Raw genomic sequence first — 22,331 nt, 5'->3', positions numbered from 1 at the left:
GCTGCCGCTTCTCCACGAGTTCCCCGTCCACTTCGCTACGGTTTCAGGATCTGCTTGCGCTTCGCGCACGACTCGCGGTTTCCAACGCCATTTAGAGATTCAACCCTACTCATGCATCCAGTTGCTCGGTTTTTCCGCGCAACTTCCTTCGTTCCACCCCTTCCGCACACGAGTTGCTCGGTTTTTCCGCGCAATTTCCTTCGTTCCTCCCCTCCGCACACGAGTTGCTCGGTTTTTCCGCGCAACTTCCTTCGCTCCGCACCCTCTCCGCACATGGGCTACTCGATTTTCTCGATCACCTTGCTGGCGCGACCAGCTAGCTGGCCTGACCGTCGAGTCGGAGCTGGTCCGTGCAGCGGGCGACCCAGGCTGCCGTCTGCCAAGGAACGGGAGACGGCTCCTTTACTCCATAAAAGGGGAGGGCAGACCCGGGACGAAAGGAGCGGAGCGTGACGATGCCTTTCGGAGAAGCGGCAGCGGTCCTCTTGGAAGACGGATGGCCTCCGAATCGGAGGTAGGGCGATCCGGGCATCCGGCTTCCAGTGGAATCGGAAAAAGGCTCGGCTCGCGCAGCACCCTGCATGAGAAAAAGCCTCTCCCGACATCCGCTTGCCGCAAAGGCTCGCATCGGTCGAAAGAGGCTTCCGATCTTGGCGTCGTGTCCGCTTAGAGCGGGCCAGACGGCTTACACTTGCATGATCTTGATCAGGTTCGTCGCGCCGGCCTTGCCCGTCGGCACGCCGCTGGAGATGACGACGAAGTCGCCGTCCTGCAGCAGGCCCGTCTTGCGTCCGCCGTCGACGGCCGACTCGAACATCGCGTCGGTCGATTCCGCGCGCTCGCCGAGCACCGGGATGACGCCGCGCAGCAGGCAAAGCTTGGCGATCGTCGTCGGCTCCGGCGTGATCGCGATGATCGGCGCCTTTGGACGATACTTGGACACCATGCGGGCCGTGAAGCCCGATTCCGTCGGCGTCAGGATCGCCTTGGCGTCGAGGTCGAGCGAGGACCCTACCGCAGCCTGGCTGATCACCTCGGTCGTCGTCGTCGCATGCAGCACCTGCCGCGTGCGGAACTGCAGGCGGTGATCGGCGAGCGACTCGGTCTTGGCGGCGATCGACGCCATGCGGCGCACCGACTCGACCGGGTACTTGCCCGCCGCCGTCTCGCCGGACAGCATGATGCAGTCCGTGCCCTGGATGACGGCATTGGCGACGTCGCTCACCTCGGCGCGCGTCGGACGAGGGTTCACCTGCATCGACTCGAGCATATGGGTCGCGACGATGACCGGCTTGCCGGCCAGGTTGCACTTGTGGATCATCTCTTCCTGCAGGGCCGGGACGTCCTCGACCGGGATCTCGACGCCGAGGTCGCCGCGGGCGACCATGATGCCGTCCGACACTTCGATGATCGCGTCAAGGTTCTCCACGCCCTCGTCGTTCTCGATCTTGGAGATGATCTGGATGTGGCCCGCCCCCTGCTCCTCCAGGATCTGGCGGATCTCCATGATGTCCTCGGCCTTGCGGACGAACGAAGCGGCGATGATGTCGACCTGCTCCTTGATGCCGAAACGGATATGGTTCACGTCCCGCTCCGTCACGCCGGGCAGGCGGGTGCGCACGCCGGGCAGGTTGACGCCCTTGCGAGGCTTGAGCGCGCCGCCGCTGACGATTCGGCAGCGGATTTCCGTGCCGCCGGACTCCAGCACCGACAGCTCGATGAGGCCGTCATCGATCAGAATCGTGCTGCCTTCCGTTACGTCCTCCGGCAGTCCGGCATAGTTGACGGAGATTCGCGATGCGTCGCCTTCGAGCTCCACGGTCGTAAGCGTCAGCTCCCCGCCGGGCACGAGCGTCACGTAAGGCTCCTTCAGCTTGCCGATCCGCACCTCCGGACCTTTGATGTCCATCAGCACCGGCACGACGGCTCCCGATACGCGAGAAGCCTCCCGGACGGCGCGGATGCGCGCGGCATGATCCTCCAGCTCCCCGTGCGCCATGTTGATGCGCGCGACGTTCATGCCGGCTTCCATCAGTTGGACGAGCACTTCCGGCGATTCGCTCGCGGGGCCGAGCGTACAGACGATTTTCGTTTTGCGTAGAGTCACAGCAATAGCCTCCTCATCTTCTGCCCCTATTGTACCTTTCTGTTCGCCAGGATTCGACATGCTATAGTATGATTAGAAAACTATAGTACGATTTAGGGGTTGCAACAGAGGAGGAATAGAATGGATTGGACCATCAGGAGGCTGCAGGGAAAGCTCGACGGCATGCCGCTGCGCGCGAGTTCCGGCAACACGCTTCAAGCGCAGCGGCACGCGAATACCGACAACCCGCTTCAAGCGCAGCTGCATGCGCATTCCTACAACCCGCTTCATGCGCCGCTGCATGCGCATTCCGACAACACGCTTCAAGCGCCGCTGCCAGGTAGCTCCTTCGAACCGCCGCTCGCAAGCTCCGGCACAACGCAGCAGGCAGGCTCGGGGATGGGGCTGCTGCTTTTGATGGCGTACGGGAGCCTTGCCTTGCGCTTGGACGCGGATGGAACGGAGCTTGAGCTGAAGCGGGGCGACATGGCTTATGCTCCGCCGGGCTCCCTGCCCTCGGTTCATGCAGGCAGCGGCCGCATGCAGGAGCTTTACCTGCTTGGAATCGAAGCGGACTGCGCATCCGTGCGGGAGCTTGGCCTGCCGTCGCAGGGAGCCTTGCTGCATACGCTGCGGCTCGACTGGATGGTAGGCCGGCTGCGCACGCTCCTCGAGGAAGACAGCGACCGCGAGCCAGGCTACCGCGTGCGCGGAGAAGGCATCGCGCTTGAGATCGCGGCGCTTTGGAGCCGCGAGGCTCATGCCGGTCGGCCGACACCGGTCGCCGAACGCCATCTGGAGCGGATGAAAGCCTACATCCAAGACAAGTATCGGGAGAAGGTCACCAAAGAAGACCTCGGGCGCTGCATCGGACGCACGCCCAACTACGCCGCCACGCTGTTCCGCCAGGGGACCGGACAGACGATCAGCGGGTACGTGCATGCCCAGCGCATGCGGACGGCGGTCTACATGCTGTCGGAATCGCTTCTGACGATAGAAGAAATAGCCGATTATCTCGGCTATGGGGAGGTTTCGTATTTTCAGCGGATATTCGGACGAACGTTCGGCATGCCGCCTTCCCGCTACGCCGGCCGCTCGGATTAGGACGCAGCCCGAGCCGCATGGACGACGCTCCGGCTCCGCCCCGATTCGCGATCGGCTCTCAGATCTTGTCGTCTTCGCCGTTCGTCTGGATCGCAGCCGCTTCTTCTTCGTCCAGGATGTCCGCCGCCTGCAGGCTGCCGGCCAGCTCCTCGATCGTATCGGCCCCTTCGATCGCGGCCGAAGAAAGGTTCGCCGATGCGATGGATACGATCGGCTCCTCCGTCTTGCGCTCCCAGAACTTGATGCCGGAAGCCAGATGATCGGCCGTGTGGATCGCCTTTTCCTTCAGCGCCGAGGCGCTTTCGGCCGTGTGGCGCGCCGCTTCGGCCGCCGAGCTGCCGATCCGCGAGCCGATCTCGCCTGCTTTGTCGGCCGCGCGCGATGCGCGCTCGCCGATGTCGCTCCGCAGCTCGCTGCCGGATTTCGGGGCGAACAGCAGCGCTGTCACCGAGCCGATGACGCCTCCGGCCAGGGCTCCGAGCAGGAAGCCCCCGCCGCGTTTCTTCGTTTGCCATTTGACCATGTCAATCTCTCCTTTCGTCATTAGGGTTCCCTTGTTCCCCGCCGGAACATGCAGGCGATCTGAGCCGGGAAGCCGCCGAGCGCACATACATCCAGCCTTCGAGCGCGGCGTCGGCGATGGCGATCGCTTCCTCGAGCTGAGGCCGGTACTTGCCGGCCGCCGAGCGGACTCTTGCTGCGGCCGCATCCGCGGTGCCGGCCGCCTGCTCGGCGATCCGCCGTGCGGCCGTGCCGGCCGTGTCCGCCGCTGCCTGCAGCGAACCGGCCGCTTCCGCAAGCGGCGCCAGCTTCTCGAGCTGCCGGCCGGCCATGACGGCCGCCTGCTCCGCCTTTCCGACGAGCGCGCGAAGCTCGCCGGCCAGCTCCGCCGTTTCGCCGAGCGTGCGCGACGAAGCCTTTTCCAGCTCCGCCGCCGTCTCGGCCAGCCGCCGCATCAGCGCCCGCGCCTGCCAAGCGGCCGCAGCCGCCGACAGGCATAGCAGCGCCGCGCAGCCCGCATACCACCATTCCATCCGCCTCGCCTCCCGCTGCATCTGTTGCCGGACCGGGCGGGAGCCCAGTTCCTGCTCTCAGTAGATGCGCCGCGGGCTCCAAGTGACACAAAAAAAAGCCAGCCCGCGAGTCCGGGCTGACGGAACGATGAAAAAAGCCGCATCCTGCGCCTTCATGGCGGCGGATGCGGCTAATGATGCTACTGTTCTTTTTGCAGATAGTGCCCGACCTGATCGCTGAAGCGCCGCAGCCAGCCGGCCAGCTCCGGCGTATACGGATGCAGCTCGCCGCGAGGCCAGCTGTAGAACTCCTGCACGAGCGGGCGGCGCAGCGCCGTCAGCGCTTTGAGCCGGTCGGCCAGCTCCGCGTCCACCACCTCTTCGCCGCCGATGATCTCGATGATGTCGCTGTAGCTGCTCGCTTCCCGCATGATGTAGCCGTCGATGAGGCAGCTGCCGACATCGGTGACCGTCTCGATCGCGAGATGGAGCAGCCGCTCCTGCGCCAGTCCGTGGAGCGCCGAGCCGTCCCAGACGGCGGACAGCTCGTCCAGCGCCTGGATCAAGTCAGGTATCGCATCCAGCCGCAGCCGGATGTCCTGCACGTTCACATAATACATGAAGCGCCTCCGTGAATGCTTATTTCTTCTTTTTGCCGCGACGCTTCAGCCAGACGATCATGATGACGCTGCTGATGACGACGACAAAAAGATAGGTGATCATCATATAGAAGTCTTCCCCGAGCGACTGCTGCTCTTCCATGAATGAATGCTTCCTCCCCGGCTCCGCTTAGGATTCGTAATCGACGGCGACGGACGATTCCCGCGCCTCGTTCATATGGCGGATGACATCCTGATGGACCGGATGGACCTGATACTCGCCCAGCGCCTCGAGAGAGTCGAACTTCGTCACGAGCGCGATGTCGTAGGAGCGCTCCGAGTGGACGACGTCCTTGCCGACCTCCAGATGGCGGAGAACCTCGATCTTGCCCTCCATGGCGCGCAGGACGGCCGCCGTGGCCTCGACGCTCTCGGGAGAGCGGTCCTTCAGGCGGAAAAAGACGATATGAGTCAACATTGCCGCGTATCCTCCAATCCAGTTGTGCCCGCAGGCGGAAGGGCCTTGTCCGCCGTCTGCATGTCCGGCGCCCTTTTGACCCATAATAACGCAAGCCGTACGATTCGGCAATGCCGGCGGAAGGGAGCTTTGCCCATATGCGCTATCCGGTCACGCTTGCTGCGACTGCCCTCGGCCTGATCCTGTGCCTGTTCAGCTCGACGGGCTACGACCCCCATAATGTGTTCTTCTTCATGTTCAGTCCGGTCGCCTGGATATCCGACGTGTTCTACGACATCCACAAGACGCCGGTCATCGTCATGTACGCCTTGACGGTGCTGTGCTACGCCGTCATCGGCTATGCCTGCGACCGGCTGATCGCGGCTGGCCGCAGGCGCAGGCGCGTCTGAAGCCGCATCGGCGGCCCCCCCCATGGACGCCGCGCTCCGCGCGCGAAGCAGCCCGGCAGCGAAGCTCCTCCTCTAAAAGAAGGAGCGCGCCGCCGGGCTGCCGCCGTTTCCGCCGCCGTCAGGCCGGCTTCAGCCTGCCCGCGTCCAGCACGAGCACCCGGTCGCAAAACGAGAGCACCCGCTCGTCATGCGTCACGACGACGCCCGCCTTGCTGCGCGCCTTCACCTCTGCGCGCAGCATCTCCATGACATCCGCGCCGCGCGGCGCGTCGAGGCTCGCCGTCGGCTCGTCCGCGAGGATGACCTCGGGCCCGTTCATCCAGGCCCGGGCGATCGCCGCCCGTTGCTTCTCCCCTCCCGACAGCCGCTCCGGATACGCCTTGCGCCGGCCGCCGAGGCCGAGCCGCTCCAGCAGCTCCCGCGAGCGCGCCGCCGCCTCCGCCCGCGGCATGCCGGCAAGCCTGGCGACGAGCAGCAGCTGCTCCTCCACCTTCAAGTAAGGGATCAGGTTCGCCGATTGAAAGATGAAGCCGAGCTTGCCGAGACGCAGCTGCGCGAGCCGCATCGCGTCCATGCCGGACAGCGGCTGCCCGTCGATGCGCACCTCGCCGCCGTCCGGCGACAGCAGCGCCCCCGCGATCGACAGGAACGTGCTCTTGCCGGAGCCGGACGGCCCGGTCACCGCGACCAGCTCGCCCTCCCCCACCTCGAGCGACAATCCGTCCAAAATCGTCCTTTCCTTCTCCCCGTCCGTGAACGCATGCGTGATTCCGTCCAGCACGAGCTTCGCCTTCGTCCTGTTCATGCCGTTGTCCTCCCTATCGCTTCCAGCGCATCGGCGCGGGCTACTTTGACGATCGATACGAGCGAGCCGGCGGCCGATGTCGCCAGGAACAAGCCGCAGGTGGCGAGCAGCGTCATCTCGTCCAGCCGGAACGGCAGCGAGGCCGGCAGCACGGCGCGGAAGCCCGCGATCAGCAGCAGGCTCGCGGCCAGGCTCGCCGCCGCCAGCAGCAGCACCTGCCCCGCGACGCTGCGCGCCAGATAGCCGGTGCCGGCGCCGATCGCCTTGAGGATGCCGAACTGGCCGAGCTTCTGGAGCGTCATGACATAAAAGAATACCGCCAGCACAAACGCCGAGATGACATAGAGGAACGCGATCATCATCGACAGCGAGCCTTGCTCCGCCGAGTAGCCGGGGATCGCCTCGATCACCTGGCGCTTGCTCAGCAGCGCCGTGTCCGGCAGCTCTGCCGCGATCGCCTCCAGCCGCTGCGCGTCGCCCTGCAAGGCGATCGCATTATACGGCGCCGAGCCCGCCGGCTCGCCGCCGCCGCTGGCAGCTCCGCCGCGGACCGGCCGAGCCAGCTCCGCCCATTCGGCCGGACTGACGAACAGCGCCGGCGTATGGCTTAACGATTCGTCCTGCGCGAAGCCGACGATTTCCCAGCTCCGTCCGCTGGCCGTATCGGTCAGCACCCCGCCGATGCGCGCCCCCGCAGCCTTCAGCTGCGCGTCCGCCAAGGCCTTGCCCGTATCGCCCGGCGCAAGCGCAGCGCCCTCTACCACCGGCGGAGCGAGCCAGCCCTCCGGATCGACGGCGAGCACCGCCGCGTCGGCCTTGCCGGCTCCGTCGACCTCGACCGCAGCCATCCGCACGCCGAGCGCCTCCGACTTGCCTTCCCCAGCCAGCTCGCGAATCCGCTCCGCCTGCGGGGCGGCCAGCTCCGAGCGCGCCAGCCGATGCTCGGCATCCGCCGACAGCAGAAACGCGTCCGCCGGCATGTTGACGACCGAGGACGCGTTCGCGTAGCTCAGTCCTTTGGCCAGCCCCGTCACGAACAGCACGAGAAAGGACACCAGAATCAATATCGCCGCCATCAGCGCGTACCTCAGCTTCGAATGCCTCATTTCCCGAAGCGCCAAAAACATCCTTCATCGCCTCCTTGTCTCGATGCATTCAGCTTAGGGACGGCGTATGAACGGAGCGTGAACCGCTGGTTACATCGGCGATGGCGCACGAAGCGCGCAAAAAAAGCGCCCCCCGAAGGGAGCGCTTGATCCGGCGGCGCCGATTATTCGACGACGAGCGTCGATTTCATGTCGGCATGGCCGATGCCGCACATGACCGAGCAGTGCATTTCATAACGGCCTGGCTTGTCGAAGGTCACTTCCTGCTCCATCGTATCGCCTTGCAGGTCGATGCCGAGCTCCTCGATGCCGAGTCCATGGATGCCGCTCTTGTTATGCAGCACCAGCTTGTACTTCTGGCCGGCTTTGACGACGTATTCCTGCTTGTCGAAGACGAAATCGTTGGAGGCGGTCACCTTGAGCAGCTCCACGCCTTCCGGCAGATCCGCCGTCTCGTCCTTCGGACCTTCCGGCAGGCCGAGCGTAAGCATGTAGATGCCGACGCCAGCGGTAATGACGAGCAGAATTGACATAATCCATTTCATGAGGTTCTTGCTCCCCTTTGCATTGATGATGATCCAGTTTTGTCCATAGCTATTTCTTACTATAACGAATAAAGGGGGTCCATCACAAGCTTCAACCGCTTCCATGCGGACATCGAGGGCAAGATTTTGACAATTCATTGAACATTCCGTGTCGTTCACTCGTCCTTGCGGCGGAAGATTTCGATCGCCGACCGCAGCTTTTCCGGCAGCGGCAGCCCGATGCGTCCGCAGTTCTCCACGATGGACAGCAGCTCGTTGCCGATGTAGAAATAGATCGCGGCGCCCATCACCGCGCTTCCGCCGCCCAGCAGCTCGTCGATCCGATGCGCGATCAGAATGATGAGCAGCGTCAGTCCTTTGCGCGCGAGCCCCCAGGAGCCGACGATGCTGCTCAGCCCCCGCCGCTCCTTGAGCGAAGCGGAGATTCCGGTGATATAGTCCACCGCCATGCAGACGAGCAGCAGCGTCAGCGACTCGTGCCAGATGCCGAAGGCAAAGCTGACGATCGAGCCGATGACGGCGGCGAGCGGCACGGCCAGTCCGTCTTTCATGGCGCATTCCTCCTCTATCGGGTTCGATAGAACAGTTTATGCGCCGTCTTGTCCTGCGGACTGTTTGTCCGCCTGCACGCCGCAGGTCAGCTGAGGTTGAATTTGCCCGTGTGGATGAGCTCCAGCTTCACTACCGCCTCGAGCTGGCCGGGCTTCGGAATCCATTCCCGCCCGCTGTTGAGCTGCTTCCAGACGTGATACCGGTCGCGGTACAGCTTCTCTCCAAGCAGCAGCACGTCCACTCCGGCGGCGCAGCCTTTGCGGAACGTGTCCATGATCTCGCTTCGGATCGCCTCCTCCACTTGCCGCGTGATCTCCTGCTCGTCCAGATTGCCGTCCAGCTCGACGACATGGCCCTCCAAGCTCACCTCCATCCGGAAATGCGGTTCCCCATCGGATACGTCCATGCTGACGCGCGGCCGGGAGCGGGTGATGCTTACGCTCGCGTTCGGCTGGCCCTGCTTGTCCCCGTCTCCCCCGTCCTCTTTCGATTTCGTATTCACCACATACTGCAGGAAGGAAGGATCGATCCAGCGGAAGCCCTCCGTGTCTTCCAGCGGCAGGAACCGCTTGAACTTGCGGTGGTTGAATGCGAACAGCCCGTCGTACGCCTGCACCTTCAGCTCCCGGTCGGACTGCAGCCAATTGCCTTTGTCCAGCTTCAGGGAAGGAAGCATCGCCGTGAAGCCTTCCTCGTCGAGGAAGCGGACGAGCTCCTGCATGCTGATCGGCCGGATATAGCTGCTCTGCGCGTACTGGCTGCTCGGGTTGTACAGCACGCTGAGCAGCGGCGAGGAGCCGAAGAACGATTCCGTCTGGAGCAGCTCGGCGATCGGCCCCCGCGTGCCGAAGACGAGCGTCGTATAGCGGGAAGCCCGCTGGCGGTTGTTCGCGTCGAGAATGTCGCTCATCAGCGGCAGCGCCCGCTCGTGGACGATCATCGCCTTCAGGTGCTCCATATTGAGGACGAACTGGCTCGTCCGCTGCAGGTTGCCCATCGCGGTCAGCAGCGTCTTTCCTTTGGCGGTTCCCACCCATACGTTGCCGTTGCCGGGACCCGCGCCTTTCTGCTTGGCGATCGCCTTGAACTGGATCAGCTGCGTGTAGACGACATACTGGCCGTCGACGTAGTCGACTCCGAGCGCCGACACGTACCCTTGATCGGTCATGTCGATCTCGTCCCAGCATCCCTGAAGCAGCAGCGCCGGCAGCAGCGCCGCGACGAGCCGGAGCCAGGCGGCGCGGGAGGCGCGCCGGCTAGTCATGGCTTCCGCCTCCGCCTTGCAGCCTGCGCTTCTTCCACGGCAGCTGCAGGAAGCTCGGCAGCATGTTCTTGAATTCCATCGTCGCGAGCGGAGCCATGTAGGGGCGGCCGAACGACTCCAGCGAGCACACATGGACGACGATCGCCAGCAGGCTGATGAAAAAGCCGAACATGCCGAGCACGGAGGCCGCGGCGAGCACGGCGTAACGCAGCACCGTGACCGTCCCGTTCAGCGTCTGGTTGACGAGCGAGAACGTCGCGACGGCGGTGGCGGCGGCGACGACGAGCATCGTCGGCGACGTGAGGCCGGCTTCGATCGCCGCGTTGCCGACGATCAGCCCGCCGACGACCGACACGGTCTGCCCGACCGCCCGCGGCAGCCGCACCCCCGCCTCGCGGAACAGCTCGAACATCGTCAGCATGAGGAATATTTCCATTGTGCTCGAGAATGGCAGTCCGCTGCGCGAAGTGGAGATCGTCGCCAGCAGGTTGAACGGGATCTGGTCCGTGTTGAACGAGCAGAGCGCGATCCAGAAGCCGGGAGCGAACAGGCTGAGGAACAGCCCGATGAAGCGCAGCGTCCGCTCCAGGGAGACATAGAAGTACGGCATGTGCAGGTCTTCGGGCGACTTGAGGAGGAAGGCGAGATCCGCCGGCGCGATGACGCAGGCGGGATTGCCGTCGACGAGGATCGCGATGCGCCCGGCCATCAGCGACGAGGCGACGAAGTCAGGGCGTCCGCTGTAGTGGACGAGCGGGAACATCTTTCCCTTGCCGTCGGAGACAAGCTCCTCGATCTGCGTGCTGCTCTCGATGGAGACGACCGAATCGGCGATGTTCTCCAGCCTGCGCCGCGCGCTCTCGACGATCGCCGGCTCGGCGAGGCTCGCCATGAACAGAAGCGCGATCTGCGTGCGGGACTCGCTTCCCGCCGTCAGCAGGTCGATCTGCAGGTCCGGCGTCTTCAGCCGCCGGCGCACGAGGCTGATGTTCTGCTGGATGTTCTCGACAAAGCCGTCGCGCGGCCCTTTGAGCGATACTTCCATGACCGACTCGTCGGGCTGCCGGACCGACAGGTTGGCGATGTCCGACAGGTAGATCCGCTGCTCCTCCCCCTCGCCGGCGAGGATAAGCACCGCTCCGCTGAACAGAGCCTCGAACAGGTTCTGGACTTCGTCCGCCGGATCGAAATGGAGCAGCTTCGTGTCCGAGCCGGCTACGATCCGGCCGCCATGCTGCCTGAGCTCGCTCAGCACGGACAGCTGGAACAGCGTGGAGTCGATCAGGTTCGGACAATACAGCAGCACGACATCCTTCTGCCCGCCTTGCTCGGTCATCAGCCCCGAATCCAGCATCTCGACGTCGCCGCAGCCTTCCAGCTTGTCCAGCAGCTCTTCCTTCGTCCAGCGGCGGCGCCGGACGCCGTCCCGCTCCCGGGACCGGTCCTGGCCGCTGCCGCGCGCGCGGCCGATCGAGAACGCCGACCGGCTGCCCGATTTTCCTTGTTGGGTCATGTCTGTCCTCCTTTGCTTCCGCCAGCCGGCTTCGAATGGCCGCTTCGCGCCAGCGCCGCCACGAGCCAGCTGCCCAGGCTGACCAGCAGCAGCAGCAGTCCGGATGCCGGGAAATAATACACCATCAGCTCGCGACACGGAATCATATGGTTCGTGACCAGCTGGGCCAGCGGGGTCAGCGCTGCGAACAGCAGCCAGCCGTATGCCGCCTTCGCCTTGGGCCGCCGGATCCCGAGCAGCTCCTGGACGAGATAGAGGCTGATCGCGATACGGACGAGCGACCCGGACAGCCACTGGTAGACCGCGAAGAAGTCGAGATGCTCGATGTACTTGCCGATCTGGACAAGTCGCCACTGCGAGAAGGCCGGATAGCGCATCTTGGCCGCCTCGGCCGGCCCGAACTGCGTGATCGCCCCAAGCAGCGGTCCCATCGTCAGCAGCACGAGCGCCACCATGAGCAGGAGGAGCTGCCACAAGGCGAACTTCTGCCGGATATGGTGCTGATACAGCACGAGGATGTAGATCTCGACGAGAGAGCAGCCCGCAAGCAGCGCCCCGTGCCACACCGGGGTGAATCCCTGCACGAGGAACGGCTTGAGGAACTGATAGTCCTTATGCGGCATGTTCGCTCCCATGACGAAGTCTCCGAACAAGACGACGAACGGCAGCAGGACGCATGAGGCGAAAGCGATCGTCCGCAGCCCTTTGGAGACGGCATAAAGCGAGACGCCGAGCAGGCAGATCGCGAACATGAAATTGGGCGTAGCCGGCAGATAGGTCGACTTGCTCCAGGAAATGGTGTCGATGAGCGAATTGAATGCGTTCGCCAGCAGTACGACAAGCACCGGCAGCTTCAGCACCCATGAGCCGGCCTTGCCGAGCGTCCGCTCCGCCGCCGACCAGAACGGCTCGCGCAGCCGCTTCATCGTGCCGTAGACAGGCAGGCATATCCACAGGACGCCGAGCACGCAGGCGAGCAGCGGACTGATCCAGCTGTCGCGGCCGGCGACACGAAGGATAATGGGCAAGATCAGGACGTGATTGACGAGTCCGACCGACAGCACGAGAATGAACACGGCCGGCAAGCGGCCGATCTGGTTCGCGGCCTGCATGCGATCCCCTCCTTTTGGGGTTAGATTATCCCTCTATCGGCAGGAATATCCAAAAGCGAGGCCGGCAGGCTTCAATTCAAAAAGCCTTCCCGCTCCGGCAGCGCCGGGCGGGAAGGCTTTTGAATGATGCGGCCAGGCCGCGGACTCGGCGAAGAGCCGAGCCTATTCGGCATAGATCATCTTGCGCGTCATGCCGCCGTCGACCGTAATGTTCTCGCCGGTGACGAAATCGTTGGCCGGATCGGTCAGATAGAAGCAGGCGCGGGCGATGTCGTCCGGACGTCCGACGCGGCCGGACGGATGCTGCTCATGGTCGCGGACGCTCAGCTTGGCCGTGTCGCCGGTCTCGATCCAGCCGGGGCTGACCGAGTTGACCCGGATGCCGTGCGGAGCAAGCGAGAGCGCGAGCGCATGCGTCAGCGCGAGGATGCCGCCCTTGGACGCCGCGTACGCTTCCGAGTCGGGCTCGGACATGAACGCCCGCGTCGAGGCGATGTTCACGATCCGTCCCCGCACGCCCTTCTCCCGCATCAGAACGGCCGCCTCGCGGCTGCACAGGAACGTGCCGCGCAGATTCGTATCCAGCACGACGTCCCATTCCTCCACCTCCAGCTCCCAGAGGGGCTTGAAGGCGCTGATGCCGGCGTTGTTCACCAGCACGTCGGCCGCGCCCCAGCTTTCCCGGACACGCCCGAACAGCTCCTTCACTGCTTCCGGGCGGCTCAGATCCGCCACATGGACCTGCGCTTTTCCGCCTGCCGCCTCGATCAGCCGCAGCGTCTGCTCCAGCCCTTCGTGGCTGCGGTCGACGAGCAGCACCTCGTCCCCTTTGCCGGCATAGGCTTGAGCGAGCGCCCTGCCGATGCCGGAGCCCGCTCCCGTGATGATCGTCCTGTCCGTCTCCGTCCGCCTGCTCTCCATCGCTCTCATCCTTTCGCTTCGGGCCGGCCGCCAAGCCGCCCGGGGTATCTACCTCTATACCCCGCTGCCCTCCGGATCTATCGGCCGGCATCCGGCCGAGCGTCCGGGGCCAAGGCCCGTCCTGCCTCCATTTTAACCGGTCGAGGGCTGGTTCGGAACATGTCCCTTCTGATTGCGGTTCTCGTCGCTGCCGGCAGCGGCCCGATTTTCCGCTTCCTTGGACCGCTGCGCCAGCGACTGCTGCTTGCTGTCGAGGCTGATCTTGCCGCCTTTGGCCATTTTCCATCCGCCTCCTTCCGCGGGCTTGATCCGGCGGTCCCCGCAGGGCCGCCGCGCCGCATCCGGTAGCTTGCCCCTCCCTCCGCTTCTCCATCAGGCGCGTCCGCAAGGTTTCCCTTTTCCCCTGAATCCCTTACAATGAAAGTCGGATGCCGGCATCCGCCGCTTCCGAACCATTCGATCCCGCCGCTAGGAGAAAGGATGCCTGATCATGATCATCAAACCGAGAACACGCGGCTTCATCTGCACGACCGCGCATCCGGAAGGCTGCGCGCGCCAGGTCCGCGAGCAGATCGAGTACATACAGCAGCAGCCCCGCCTGGAAGGACCCAAGCGCGCCCTCGTGCTTGGCGCGTCGACCGGCTACGGCCTGTCCGCCCGCATCGCCCTCGCTTTCGGCGCCGGCGCGGCGACCGTCGGCGTCTTCCGTCCGTCCGCCGCGACGGACAAGCGCACCGCATCTCCCGGCTGGTACAACTCCGCCGCCTTCGAGCGCGAGGCCGCCGAGGCCGGCCTGACGTCCATCAGCGTCACGGGCGACGCCTTCGCCGACGAGACCAAGGACAAGGTCATCGAGACGATCCGCGAGGAGCTCGGCCAGGTCGACCTCGTCGTCTACAGCGTAGCCGCTCCGCGCCGCACCGATCCCGACACCGGAGAGACGTTCTCCTCCACGCTCAAGCCGATCGGCGATCCGTATACGAACAAGACCGTCAACTTCCACACCGGCGAAGTGAGCGAGGTGACGATCGAGCCGGCCGAGGACGACGACATCCGGCAGACGGTCGCCGTCATGGGCGGCGCCGACTGGCAGCGCTGGATCACCCGCCTGCAGCAGGCCGGCGTGCTCGCCGAAGGCGCCGTCACGATCGCCTACTCCTACATCGGCTCCTCGATTACGCAGGCGATCTACCGGGAAGGCACGATCGGCAAGGCCAAGGACGATCTCGAGGCGACCGCGCTGGAGCTCCAGCGGCAGCTCGCTCCGCTCGGCGGACGCGCCTACGTCAGCGTGAGCAAGGCGCTCGTCACCCAGTCCAGCTCGGCGATCCCGGTCGTGCCGCTGTACGTGTCGGCGCTGTACAAGGTCATGAAGGACAAAGGCCTGCACGAGAATACGATCCAGCAGACGGCGCGCCTGTTCGAGCTGCTGTATGCGGATGGCGGCACCCCGCTCGACGAGAAGGGCCGCATTCGCATCGACGACTGGGAGCTGCGCGCAGACGTGCAGGACGAGGTCGCGCGCATCTGGGCCGAGGTCGACAGCTCCAACATCGACGAGCGGACCGATCTCGAAGGCTACCGCAAGGAGTTTTTCCAGCTGTTCGGCTTTGAAACGGCCGGCGTCGACTACGAGCAGGACGCCGATCCTATCGTCGACATCCCGTCGGCGCGCTGAGCGGCGCCCGGCGCCGATCCCATCGTCGACATCCCGTCGGCGCGCTGAGCGGCGCCCGGCGCCGATCCCATCGTCGACATCCCGTCGGCCCGCTGAGCGTTGCCCGGCGCCGATCCCATCGTCGACATCCCGTCGGCGCGCTGAGCGGCGCCCGGCGCCGATCCTATCGTCGACATCCCGTCGGCGCGCTGAGCGGCGCCCGGCGCCGATCCCATCGTCGACATCCCGTCGGCCCGCTGAGCGCGGTCGGAGCTTAAGAAGAAGCAGCCCGTCCTGGGAGCCAGGAACGGGCTGCTTTAGGTTTGCCGCGAGCTGCAAGGAACCGGCGGATGGAGCGTCCGGCCAAGCCGGAGCGTGCGCGGGCCCGCGCACGCCTTATCCGTCAGCGGCGGGGTCCGCTCCCTGCCTGCGCTCATGCTGCCGCTTCGCCGTCTCCGTCCGGCCGAGCCCGCCCTCCGTCAGGCTTCGCCTCCTCGCCCTCCTCCTCGCGCAGCAGGAACAGGCGGATATCCGCCGCCAGCCGCTCCGACAGCTCATGCACGTCCGCCGCCTGGCGGGCCATCCGGCGGATCTCCTCGTCCTGCATCGTGCCCGACGCGAGCACCTGCTGCGCCGCCGCGGCCGCGCTATCGGCGATGCCCGACACCTGGGCGGCGAGCTGCCGAAGTCCGCCGCAAGCGTCGCGCGTGCGGTCCACCTGGGCATGCACCTCGTCGATGCTCTTGCTGATGCGGGTCATCGACCCGCCGATCGCCTCGAAGCTGCCGAGCGTCGCCGCGACCTGCTCCTGCTGCTCCAGGAGCAGGCTGCGGCTGCCTTCCATCGAGGAGCGGAATTGCTCCATGCCCTGCTGCAGCCGGCCGATCAGCCCTCCGATGACCGTCGTCGACTCCTTCGTCTGGTTCGACAGCCGCCTGACCTCCTCGGCGATGACGGCAAATCCCTTGCCGTACGCCCCCGCCTGCGCCGCTTCGATGGAGGCGTTCAGCGCCAGCACATGCGTCTGCGAAGAAAGCTCGATCATCGACTTCGTAATGCCGGAGATTTGGCTCGAGAATCCGCTCAGCCGCTCCAGCTCCTCAAACATGCAGGCGATGCTCTCCTCGGTCTGCCGCGACGTCTCCCGCAGCCGGCCGACCGTCTCCTGTCCGCGCCGCGTATCGCCCTCCGCCGTGCCGCGCAGCTTCAGCATCCCGTCGGCCAGGCCCGCGATCGCCTCCACATCCGCGCCCAGCCCGTCCATCAGCCGGCTCGTCTCCTCGGACAGCTCGCTCTGGCTCTCCGCGCCGGCGGCGATGTCCCGGATCGAGCGCAGGATCTCCTCGTTCGCCGCTGCCGTCACGTCGGCAGACACACGGAATGCGCCCGACCGGCTCTCCAGCGAAGCGGCCACGGCGCGGCTCCGCTGCAGCATTCCGTGCACCCGGTCGACCATCACGTCGAACTGACGGCTCAGCCGGCCGAGCTCGTCCGTCCGCGAGGAGCCGATCCGCTCCCGCAGATCGCCCTCGGCGAGCCTTCCGACGGCCCGCTCCAGCTGTCCGACGCTCGCGCGGAACGAGCGGACGAGCAGGAACGCGACGACCACGGTAAGCGCGATGACCGCCAGCGCGGCAGCGCCCGACATCGTCAGCGTGTCCTGCAGCCGCTCGAACGAGAGCGCCTGGGCGGCGCCCGCGTTGCGGTCGGCGGCCGCGCTCAGCCGGCTGCTGATGTCGAGCATCGTCACGTTTTCCGCGGCGGTGCGGGTATGGAGCAGATCCATCTGCTCCAGCAGCTCCAGCGGATCGGCATTTTCATCCAGAAGCAGCGCGGCCATCTTCTCCACCTCGCCGGCGTAATGGCCGGACTTCGTCCGCAGCGCCTCGAGATCCTCCTGCGCGGCGGTGCTGCCGGAGAAGTCCAGCCGACTCAGCTCCGTCTCCATCGCCTGATGGACCGTGCGGAACGGCTCGATGCGCTCCGCGTCGTTCTCCCGCTTCAGCTCGCCCTCCAAACGATCCAGCTCCTGCAGGAACTGGCTGATCTTCGCGGTCGACAGCCGCTTGTCCATCTCCCGCTTCTGCTCGGTCATCGAGCTGCGGACCTGGCTGATCCGCTCGAATTGATAGACGGCGAGGCCGACCAGCAGCAGCGAGACGATCGCGAAGCTCGCGATCAGCCTCGTCTGCATGTCCGACCAGCCGCTTCCCCTGAAAATGCGCATTCTGTCTTCCTCCTCCGAAGTCCCGCTTGCATTCGAGTGGCTCAAGTCTACGGAAGGACGATTAAAACCAGCCGGTCGAATCGTCAACGGAGCGTTAAACAAAGGAAGGAGCAGGAAGTCGCTATCGACTTATCGCAGAGTAGAAGCGCGCGAAAAAGGCCGTCCGCATGCGGATGCGGACGGCCTTGATGACGGCGAAGCGGCGTTCAGCTGTTCAGCAGCTGCTTGACGATTTCTTTGTTGCGGCTGCTGAACACGTCGTTGTGCGAGGAAACCATGGCGTAGCTGTCGGCATCGGGATTCAGATGCATCTTGGCCCGGTTGACGGCGTTGGCCGCGTCCTGGAACGTGCCGGCGATGAGATGGAGCTTGCCTTCCTGCATGAGGATGTCTCCCGCGGCATAAAGCCCCGGCACGGAGGACTCGCCGCTGCCGTTGCCGGCGATGTAGAAGCTGTCGATGCGCTTGAGGTCCAGCGGGCTGTTGTCGAGCAGCGAGCTGTCGCGCTCGTAGCCGTGGTTGATGACGACCTCCTCGACCTCCACCTCCGCGATCTCGCCCGTTGCGATATGGGTCAGCTCGACCTTGCCGATGCGGTCCGATCCGGGCTCCGCAAGCAAGCGCGTGATCGACGTCTGGAACAGGCATTTCGCCGAGCTGCCGAGCAGCTGGGCGACCTTGGCCTCATGGCCGGTGAGCGATTCCTTGCGGTGCACGACGTACACCTGGCGGGCGACGGCGACCAGCTCGTTGGCCCAGTCGACGGCCGAGTTGCCCCCGCCGGAGACGAGCACGACCTTGTCCTTGAACTGCTTGAGCGACTTGACCGTATAGTGGAGATTCGACACCTCGAAGCGGTCCGCTCCCTCGATCTGCAGCCGCTGCGGATTGAGGATGCCGCCGCCGACGGCCACGATGACCGTGCGCGAGCGGTGGATCCGGCCCGAAGAGCCCTCGAGCAGAAAGATTCCTTCCTCGTCCTTCACGATGCGCTCGATCTTCTCGCCGAGCACGACCTCCGGATCGAATGTCAGCCCTTGCTGCACAAGCTGCTCGATCAGCTGCGCGCCCGGCACGGGCGTCAGCCCGCCGACATCCCAGATGATCTTTTCCGGATAGATGTGGATCTTGCCTCCCAAGCGAGGCTGATACTCGACGATCTTGGTCCGCAGCCCTCTCAGTCCGCTATAAAAGGCGGAATAGAGCCCGGCCGGCCCTCCGCCGATAATGGTCGTATCGAACAGCTCCTCGGTTTCCCGACCTTCGCGATTCCCGTTCAATCCGGTTCCCCCCGCTCCATTGATTATCATTCTCATTTACTTTACCGTCTTTTTTCTCCCTTGGCAACGCCCGCTTCGGCAAGGCGGTTTTCTCGCGCCATCTTCGACTCCAGGCTTGACAGATCCCGCGGACAGCTCTATAGTGAAGAACGTCATTGATAATCATTATCATTCATTTAGGGAGAGATCATCGTTGAAAAAGATATGCCTGCCGCTCATCCTGTCGCTCCTCCTTCTCTTGACTGCATGCGGCGGTCAGAAAAGCTCCAACGCCGGCACGAACGAAGGCGCCGCCGGAGCTGAAAATGCCGCTGCGGCGAATGCGAACGGCTCCGCAGCCGCGACGGAAGGAACGATTACATACGAGTCCGAGAACGGACCGATCGAAGTGCCGGCGAACCCGCAGCGCGTCATCGTCGTCGCCTCTTATGCGGGCAATGTCATGGCTCTCGGCGTGCCGCTCGTCGGCGTCGACAGCTGGTCCAAGATGAATCCGCGCTACCAGGACCATCTGGCCGGCGTCGAGGAGATCAGCGAGGAGAACATCGAGAAGATCATCGAGCTCGATCCCGATCTGATCATCGGCTTGTCCACCACCAAAAACCTCGACAAGCTCAAGGAAATCGCCCCTACCGTGACCTACACCTACGGCAAGGTCGACTACCTGACGCAGCAGCTGGAGATCGGCAAGCTGCTGAACAAGGAGAAGGAAGCCCAGGCATGGATCGACGACTTCAAGGCTCGCGCCGCAGAGGCCGGCGAGCAGATCCGCGCCAAGATCGGCGACAAGACGGTTTCCGTCATCGAGAGCTACGACAAGCAGCTGTACGTGTTCGGCGACAACTGGGGCCGCGGCACCGAGGTCCTTTATCAGGCGATGAAGCTGAACATGCCGGAGAAGGTCAAGGAGATGGCGCTTCAGGACGGGTACTACGCCCTTTCCGCCGAAGTGCTTCCGGAATATGCCGGTGACTACCTGATCATCAGCAAATACCTCGACCAGGAGAACGCGTTCCAGCAGACGGAGTCGTACAAGAACATCCCGGCGGTGAAGAACGGCCAAGTGTTCGAAGCGAACGCCAAGGAGTTCTACTTCAACGATCCGATCACGCTCGACTACCAGCTCGACTTCTTCAAATCCCATTTCCTCGGCAACTGACCAAGGATGATCCGACTGGAACTCTTGCTCGTTCAAGGGTTCCTTTCGCTGTTTAGCCGACCGGCTCGAACCGCCGGACGATCGATCAAGGAGGTTCCCCCATGCAGCAACCATTGTCCCGGCGAAGAGGCGCTTATTTCGGCTGGAAGCTCGCGGCCTCGCTCGTCGCTCTCGCCTTTTGCTTCTTCTTCGCCCTCACCTTCGGCGCGGCCGACACCAGCTTCCGCGATGTGCTGATGGCCCTGTTCACTTCCTCCTCGGAAAAGGCCGTCCTCACCATCCGCGAGCTGCGCCTGCCGCGCGAGCTGGCCGCCATGGCGGTCGGCTCCGCGCTCGCCGTAGCCGGCGCGGTCATGCAGGGCATGACGCGCAATCCGCTCGCCGATCCCGGCCTGCTCGGCCTGACGGCCGGAGCGAACCTGATGCTCGCGCTGACGATCGCGCTGTTTCCGAACATCGGCTACATCGGCATCATGATCGGCTGCTTCATCGGCTCGACGGCCGCCGCTCTGCTCGTCTTCGGCATCAGCGCCTCCCGCAGCAACCGCTTCTCGCCGCTGCGCATCGTGCTCGCCGGCGCCGCGATCTCCGCGCTGCTGTTCGCAGCCTCCGACGCGGTCAGCCTGCACTTCAAGATCTCGCAGCAGGTCAACCTGTGGAACGCCGGCGGCGTCATCGGCACGACCTGGAAGCAGCTCGCCCTCGTCACGCCGTTCATCGGAGCCGGCATCCTGGGGGCGCTGCTCCTATCCCGCCAGCTCACCGTGCTCAGCATGAGCGAGGAAGTCTCGACCGGCCTCGGCCAAAATACCGCGCTCGCGAAGACGCTGCTGTTCGTCGTCGTCGTGCTGCTCACCGGCGCCGCGGTGGCGCTCGTCGGCAATATGGCCTTCGTCGGACTGCTCGTGCCGCATGTCGCGCGCGCGATCGTCGGTCCGGACTACCGCTTCGTGCTGCCGGTGTCGGCTGTCGGCGGAGCCGCGCTGCTGCTGCTCGCCGATACGTTCGCGCGCACGGTCAACTCGCCGTATGAGACGTCGCTCACGGCGATCGTCGCCATGCTCGGCCTGCCGTTCTTCCTCTGGATCGTCAATCGGAAAGGAGGCGCGTTCCGATGATCGAATCGCTCGCGCGCCGGCGGCAGCGCATCGCGCTGATCGTCCTGCTGCTGCTCGTCGCCGTCACGATGCTCGTCAGCGCCAGCTGGGGCTATTCCAATCTCGGCATCAAACGGGTGCTGCCCGTCCTGTTCGGCGACGGCTCGCGCAAGGAGGAGTTCGTGCTCTTCTCGATCCGCCTGCCGCGCATCGCCATCACCTTCCTGGCCGGCGTCGGCCTCGCCCTCTCCGGCGCGATCCTGCAGCGGGTGACGCGCAACGACCTTGCCGATCCGGGCATCATCGGCATCAACACCGGCGCCGGCCTCGGCGTCGCCGTATTTTTCCTGTTCGCCCCGATCGAGCCGGGCAGCTTCGTCTATCTGCTCACGCTGGTCGCCTTCGCCAGCGCGATGCTGACCGCTTTTTTCATCTACCTGTTCTCGTATCGCAAGGGCGAAGGACTGAATCCGGTCCGGCTCGTGCTCATCGGCGTCGGCTTCTCGCTGTCCATCTCCGGCATCATGACGGTCGTCATCTCCTCTGTCTCCGACCGCGAGAAGGTCGACTTCATCGCCAAATGGCTGTCCGGCAGCATCTGGGGCACCGATTGGGTGTTCATCTGGGCGCTGCTGCCGTGGCTGCTGCTGCTCATCCCGTTCACGCTGTACAAAGCGAACCAGCTCAACCTGCTTGAGCTGAGCGAGCCGGTCGCCGTCGGCATCGGCCTGCCGGTGCAGAAGGAGCGCATCTGGCTGCTCATCGCAGCCGTCGCGCTCGCCGCCTCCTCCGTCTCCGTGACGGGCGGCATCAGCTTCATCGGGCTCATGGCGCCGCATATCGCCAAGGCGCTCGTCGGCCCGCGCAACCAGCTGTCGCTGCCGATCGCGATGCTGATCGGCGGCTGGCTGCTGCTCGCCGCCGACACGATCGGCCGCAATCTGGCGGATCCCAACGGCGTGCCCGCCGGCGTCGTCGCCGCTTTTATCGGCGCGCCTTACTTCGTCTACCTGCTGCTTCGGCGGACGACTTCCTAGTCCGGAGCTGGCCGCTGCGCTCCGGGTACGACAATTCCGGTTCGGCTGGCCGCTGCTGCGCTCCGGGTACGGCAATTCCAGTTCGGCTGGCCGCTGGCTGCGCTCCGGGTACGGAACCTCTTTCCGATTCCGCTGAAGCCCAGATTCCTCTGATCTCCCTTCCCGAAACGGAAGGAATCCGGCCTTCAAGGGAACCGCTCCCGCTTCTCCAAGAGGTTTCCGTCCCCTCCGCTCCTGCTGAACGCCCCACACCATCTAGTAAATGCCCTGAAGAGAGCGGACTTTGTAGCCGCTCTCTTTTCGTATGTACATCTCGCAAGGTTTTCCGCGCGTAGAGCGCCGCGTCGCGTCGGCTTCGCTGGCTACGCACAGTTTTTCCGCGCGTAG

The 22,331-nt window shown here is 64.7% G+C and carries 23 protein-coding genes; 6 read left to right on the top strand and 17 right to left on the bottom strand.

The window, feature by feature from the left end:
* Nucleotides 1-685 precede the first annotated feature (685 nt).
* Nucleotides 686-2,107 (bottom strand): pyruvate kinase, encoded by a 1,422-nt coding sequence (pyk, locus tag H582_RS0117015; protein ID WP_043111522.1) that lies wholly within the window; start codon nt 2,105-2,107, stop codon nt 686-688.
* A gap of 120 nt (nt 2,108-2,227) precedes the next feature.
* Between pyk and H582_RS30270 the strand changes: the two genes are divergently transcribed.
* Nucleotides 2,228-3,190 (top strand): AraC family transcriptional regulator, encoded by a 963-nt coding sequence (locus tag H582_RS30270; protein ID WP_052333374.1) that lies wholly within the window; start codon nt 2,228-2,230, stop codon nt 3,188-3,190.
* A 58-nt stretch (nt 3,191-3,248) separates the two neighbouring features.
* On the opposite strand, the gene H582_RS30265 is transcribed toward H582_RS30270, so the two are convergent.
* The 5 genes from H582_RS30265 to H582_RS0116985 all read right to left on the bottom strand — a co-directional run bounded on the left by H582_RS30265 (nt 3,249) and on the right by H582_RS0116985 (nt 5,280).
* Entirely contained in the window at nt 3,249-3,713 is a 465-nt protein-coding gene (locus tag H582_RS30265; protein ID WP_052333373.1) for a YtxH domain-containing protein, read from the bottom strand.
* A 1-nt stretch (nt 3,714) separates the two neighbouring features.
* Nucleotides 3,715-4,224 (bottom strand): DUF948 domain-containing protein, encoded by a 510-nt coding sequence (locus H582_RS32455; RefSeq protein WP_101808927.1) that lies wholly within the window; start codon nt 4,222-4,224, stop codon nt 3,715-3,717.
* Between the two features lie 179 nt (nt 4,225-4,403).
* Nucleotides 4,404-4,823, bottom strand: coding sequence for a DUF86 domain-containing protein (locus tag H582_RS0116995; RefSeq protein ID WP_028599473.1), 420 nt, complete (start codon nt 4,821-4,823; stop codon nt 4,404-4,406).
* Between the two features lie 19 nt (nt 4,824-4,842).
* The gene (locus H582_RS33180) at nt 4,843-4,965 is read right to left on the bottom strand and encodes a hypothetical protein (protein WP_255309805.1); all 123 of its coding nucleotides are present in this window, start codon (nt 4,963-4,965) and stop codon (nt 4,843-4,845) included.
* A gap of 27 nt (nt 4,966-4,992) precedes the next feature.
* The gene (locus H582_RS0116985) at nt 4,993-5,280 is read right to left on the bottom strand and encodes a Dabb family protein (RefSeq protein WP_028599472.1); all 288 of its coding nucleotides are present in this window, start codon (nt 5,278-5,280) and stop codon (nt 4,993-4,995) included.
* 137 nt (nt 5,281-5,417) lie between these two features.
* Here H582_RS0116985 and H582_RS0116980 point away from each other — a divergent pair, with 137 nt between their 5' ends.
* On the top strand, nt 5,418-5,669 hold the full coding sequence (locus H582_RS0116980) for a hypothetical protein (RefSeq protein WP_028599471.1): 252 nt from the start codon (nt 5,418-5,420) through the stop codon (nt 5,667-5,669).
* Between the two features lie 118 nt (nt 5,670-5,787).
* Here H582_RS0116980 and H582_RS0116975 read toward each other — a convergent pair whose 3' ends face one another.
* The 9 genes from H582_RS0116975 to H582_RS32450 all read right to left on the bottom strand — a co-directional run bounded on the left by H582_RS0116975 (nt 5,788) and on the right by H582_RS32450 (nt 13,766).
* The gene (locus tag H582_RS0116975) at nt 5,788-6,474 is read right to left on the bottom strand and encodes an ABC transporter ATP-binding protein (RefSeq protein WP_028599470.1); all 687 of its coding nucleotides are present in this window, start codon (nt 6,472-6,474) and stop codon (nt 5,788-5,790) included.
* Nucleotides 6,471-7,601, bottom strand: coding sequence for an ABC transporter permease (locus H582_RS0116970; RefSeq protein WP_028599469.1), 1,131 nt, complete (start codon nt 7,599-7,601; stop codon nt 6,471-6,473). Before H582_RS0116970 ends, H582_RS0116975 begins: the two co-directional genes overlap by 4 nt.
* Before the next feature lie 143 nt (nt 7,602-7,744).
* On the bottom strand, nt 7,745-8,125 hold the full coding sequence (locus tag H582_RS0116965) for a cupredoxin domain-containing protein (RefSeq protein ID WP_052333372.1): 381 nt from the start codon (nt 8,123-8,125) through the stop codon (nt 7,745-7,747).
* A 155-nt stretch (nt 8,126-8,280) separates the two neighbouring features.
* On the bottom strand, nt 8,281-8,676 hold the full coding sequence (locus H582_RS0116960; RefSeq protein ID WP_028599467.1) for a phage holin family protein: 396 nt from the start codon (nt 8,674-8,676) through the stop codon (nt 8,281-8,283).
* Between the two features lie 86 nt (nt 8,677-8,762).
* Nucleotides 8,763-9,941, bottom strand: coding sequence for a Ger(x)C family spore germination protein (locus tag H582_RS0116955; protein WP_028599466.1), 1,179 nt, complete (start codon nt 9,939-9,941; stop codon nt 8,763-8,765).
* A complete protein-coding gene (locus H582_RS28175; RefSeq protein WP_052333371.1) occupies nt 9,934-11,454 on the bottom strand; it encodes a spore germination protein in 1,521 nt (506 codons plus the stop codon). The genes H582_RS0116955 and H582_RS28175 overlap by 8 nt, the downstream gene beginning before the upstream one ends.
* The gene (locus H582_RS28170; RefSeq protein ID WP_052333370.1) at nt 11,451-12,566 is read right to left on the bottom strand and encodes an endospore germination permease; all 1,116 of its coding nucleotides are present in this window, start codon (nt 12,564-12,566) and stop codon (nt 11,451-11,453) included. Before H582_RS28170 ends, H582_RS28175 begins: the two co-directional genes overlap by 4 nt.
* Before the next feature lie 162 nt (nt 12,567-12,728).
* Nucleotides 12,729-13,487 (bottom strand): SDR family NAD(P)-dependent oxidoreductase, encoded by a 759-nt coding sequence (locus H582_RS0116940; protein WP_028599465.1) that lies wholly within the window; start codon nt 13,485-13,487, stop codon nt 12,729-12,731.
* Between the two features lie 132 nt (nt 13,488-13,619).
* The gene (locus H582_RS32450; protein WP_164820197.1) at nt 13,620-13,766 is read right to left on the bottom strand and encodes a hypothetical protein; all 147 of its coding nucleotides are present in this window, start codon (nt 13,764-13,766) and stop codon (nt 13,620-13,622) included.
* A gap of 211 nt (nt 13,767-13,977) precedes the next feature.
* Between H582_RS32450 and fabV the strand changes: the two genes are divergently transcribed.
* Entirely contained in the window at nt 13,978-15,165 is a 1,188-nt protein-coding gene (fabV, locus tag H582_RS0116930; protein WP_028599464.1) for an enoyl-ACP reductase FabV, read from the top strand.
* Between the two features lie 412 nt (nt 15,166-15,577).
* Here the strand turns inward: fabV and H582_RS33175 are convergent, their stop codons facing one another.
* Complete coding sequence (locus tag H582_RS33175; protein WP_028599462.1) at nt 15,578-17,371, bottom strand: methyl-accepting chemotaxis protein; 1,794 nt, start codon at nt 17,369-17,371, stop codon at nt 15,578-15,580.
* Between the two features lie 206 nt (nt 17,372-17,577).
* Entirely contained in the window at nt 17,578-18,651 is a 1,074-nt protein-coding gene (locus H582_RS0116915; protein ID WP_028599461.1) for an NAD(P)/FAD-dependent oxidoreductase, read from the bottom strand.
* Nucleotides 18,652-18,844: 193 nt separating this feature from the next.
* On the opposite strand from H582_RS0116915, the gene H582_RS0116910 reads away from it, so the two are divergent.
* From H582_RS0116910 to H582_RS0116900, 3 genes are all read left to right on the top strand, one after another.
* A complete protein-coding gene (locus H582_RS0116910) occupies nt 18,845-19,810 on the top strand; it encodes an iron-hydroxamate ABC transporter substrate-binding protein (RefSeq protein WP_028599460.1) in 966 nt (321 codons plus the stop codon).
* A gap of 101 nt (nt 19,811-19,911) precedes the next feature.
* Nucleotides 19,912-20,928, top strand: coding sequence for a FecCD family ABC transporter permease (locus H582_RS0116905; protein WP_101808918.1), 1,017 nt, complete (start codon nt 19,912-19,914; stop codon nt 20,926-20,928).
* Nucleotides 20,925-21,944: a FecCD family ABC transporter permease gene (locus H582_RS0116900; RefSeq protein WP_028599458.1), complete on the top strand. Its 1,020-nt coding sequence runs from the start codon at nt 20,925-20,927 to the stop codon at nt 21,942-21,944. The genes H582_RS0116905 and H582_RS0116900 overlap by 4 nt, the downstream gene beginning before the upstream one ends.
* Nucleotides 21,945-22,331: the final 387 nt, after the last annotated feature.

The organism is Paenibacillus pasadenensis DSM 19293 (assembly GCF_000422485.1).
GTDB lineage: Bacteria > Bacillota > Bacilli > Paenibacillales > Paenibacillaceae > Paenibacillus_O > Paenibacillus_O pasadenensis.
The sequence above is the reverse complement of the archived record's forward strand: the minus strand, read 5'-3'. Positions and strand labels throughout refer to the sequence as shown.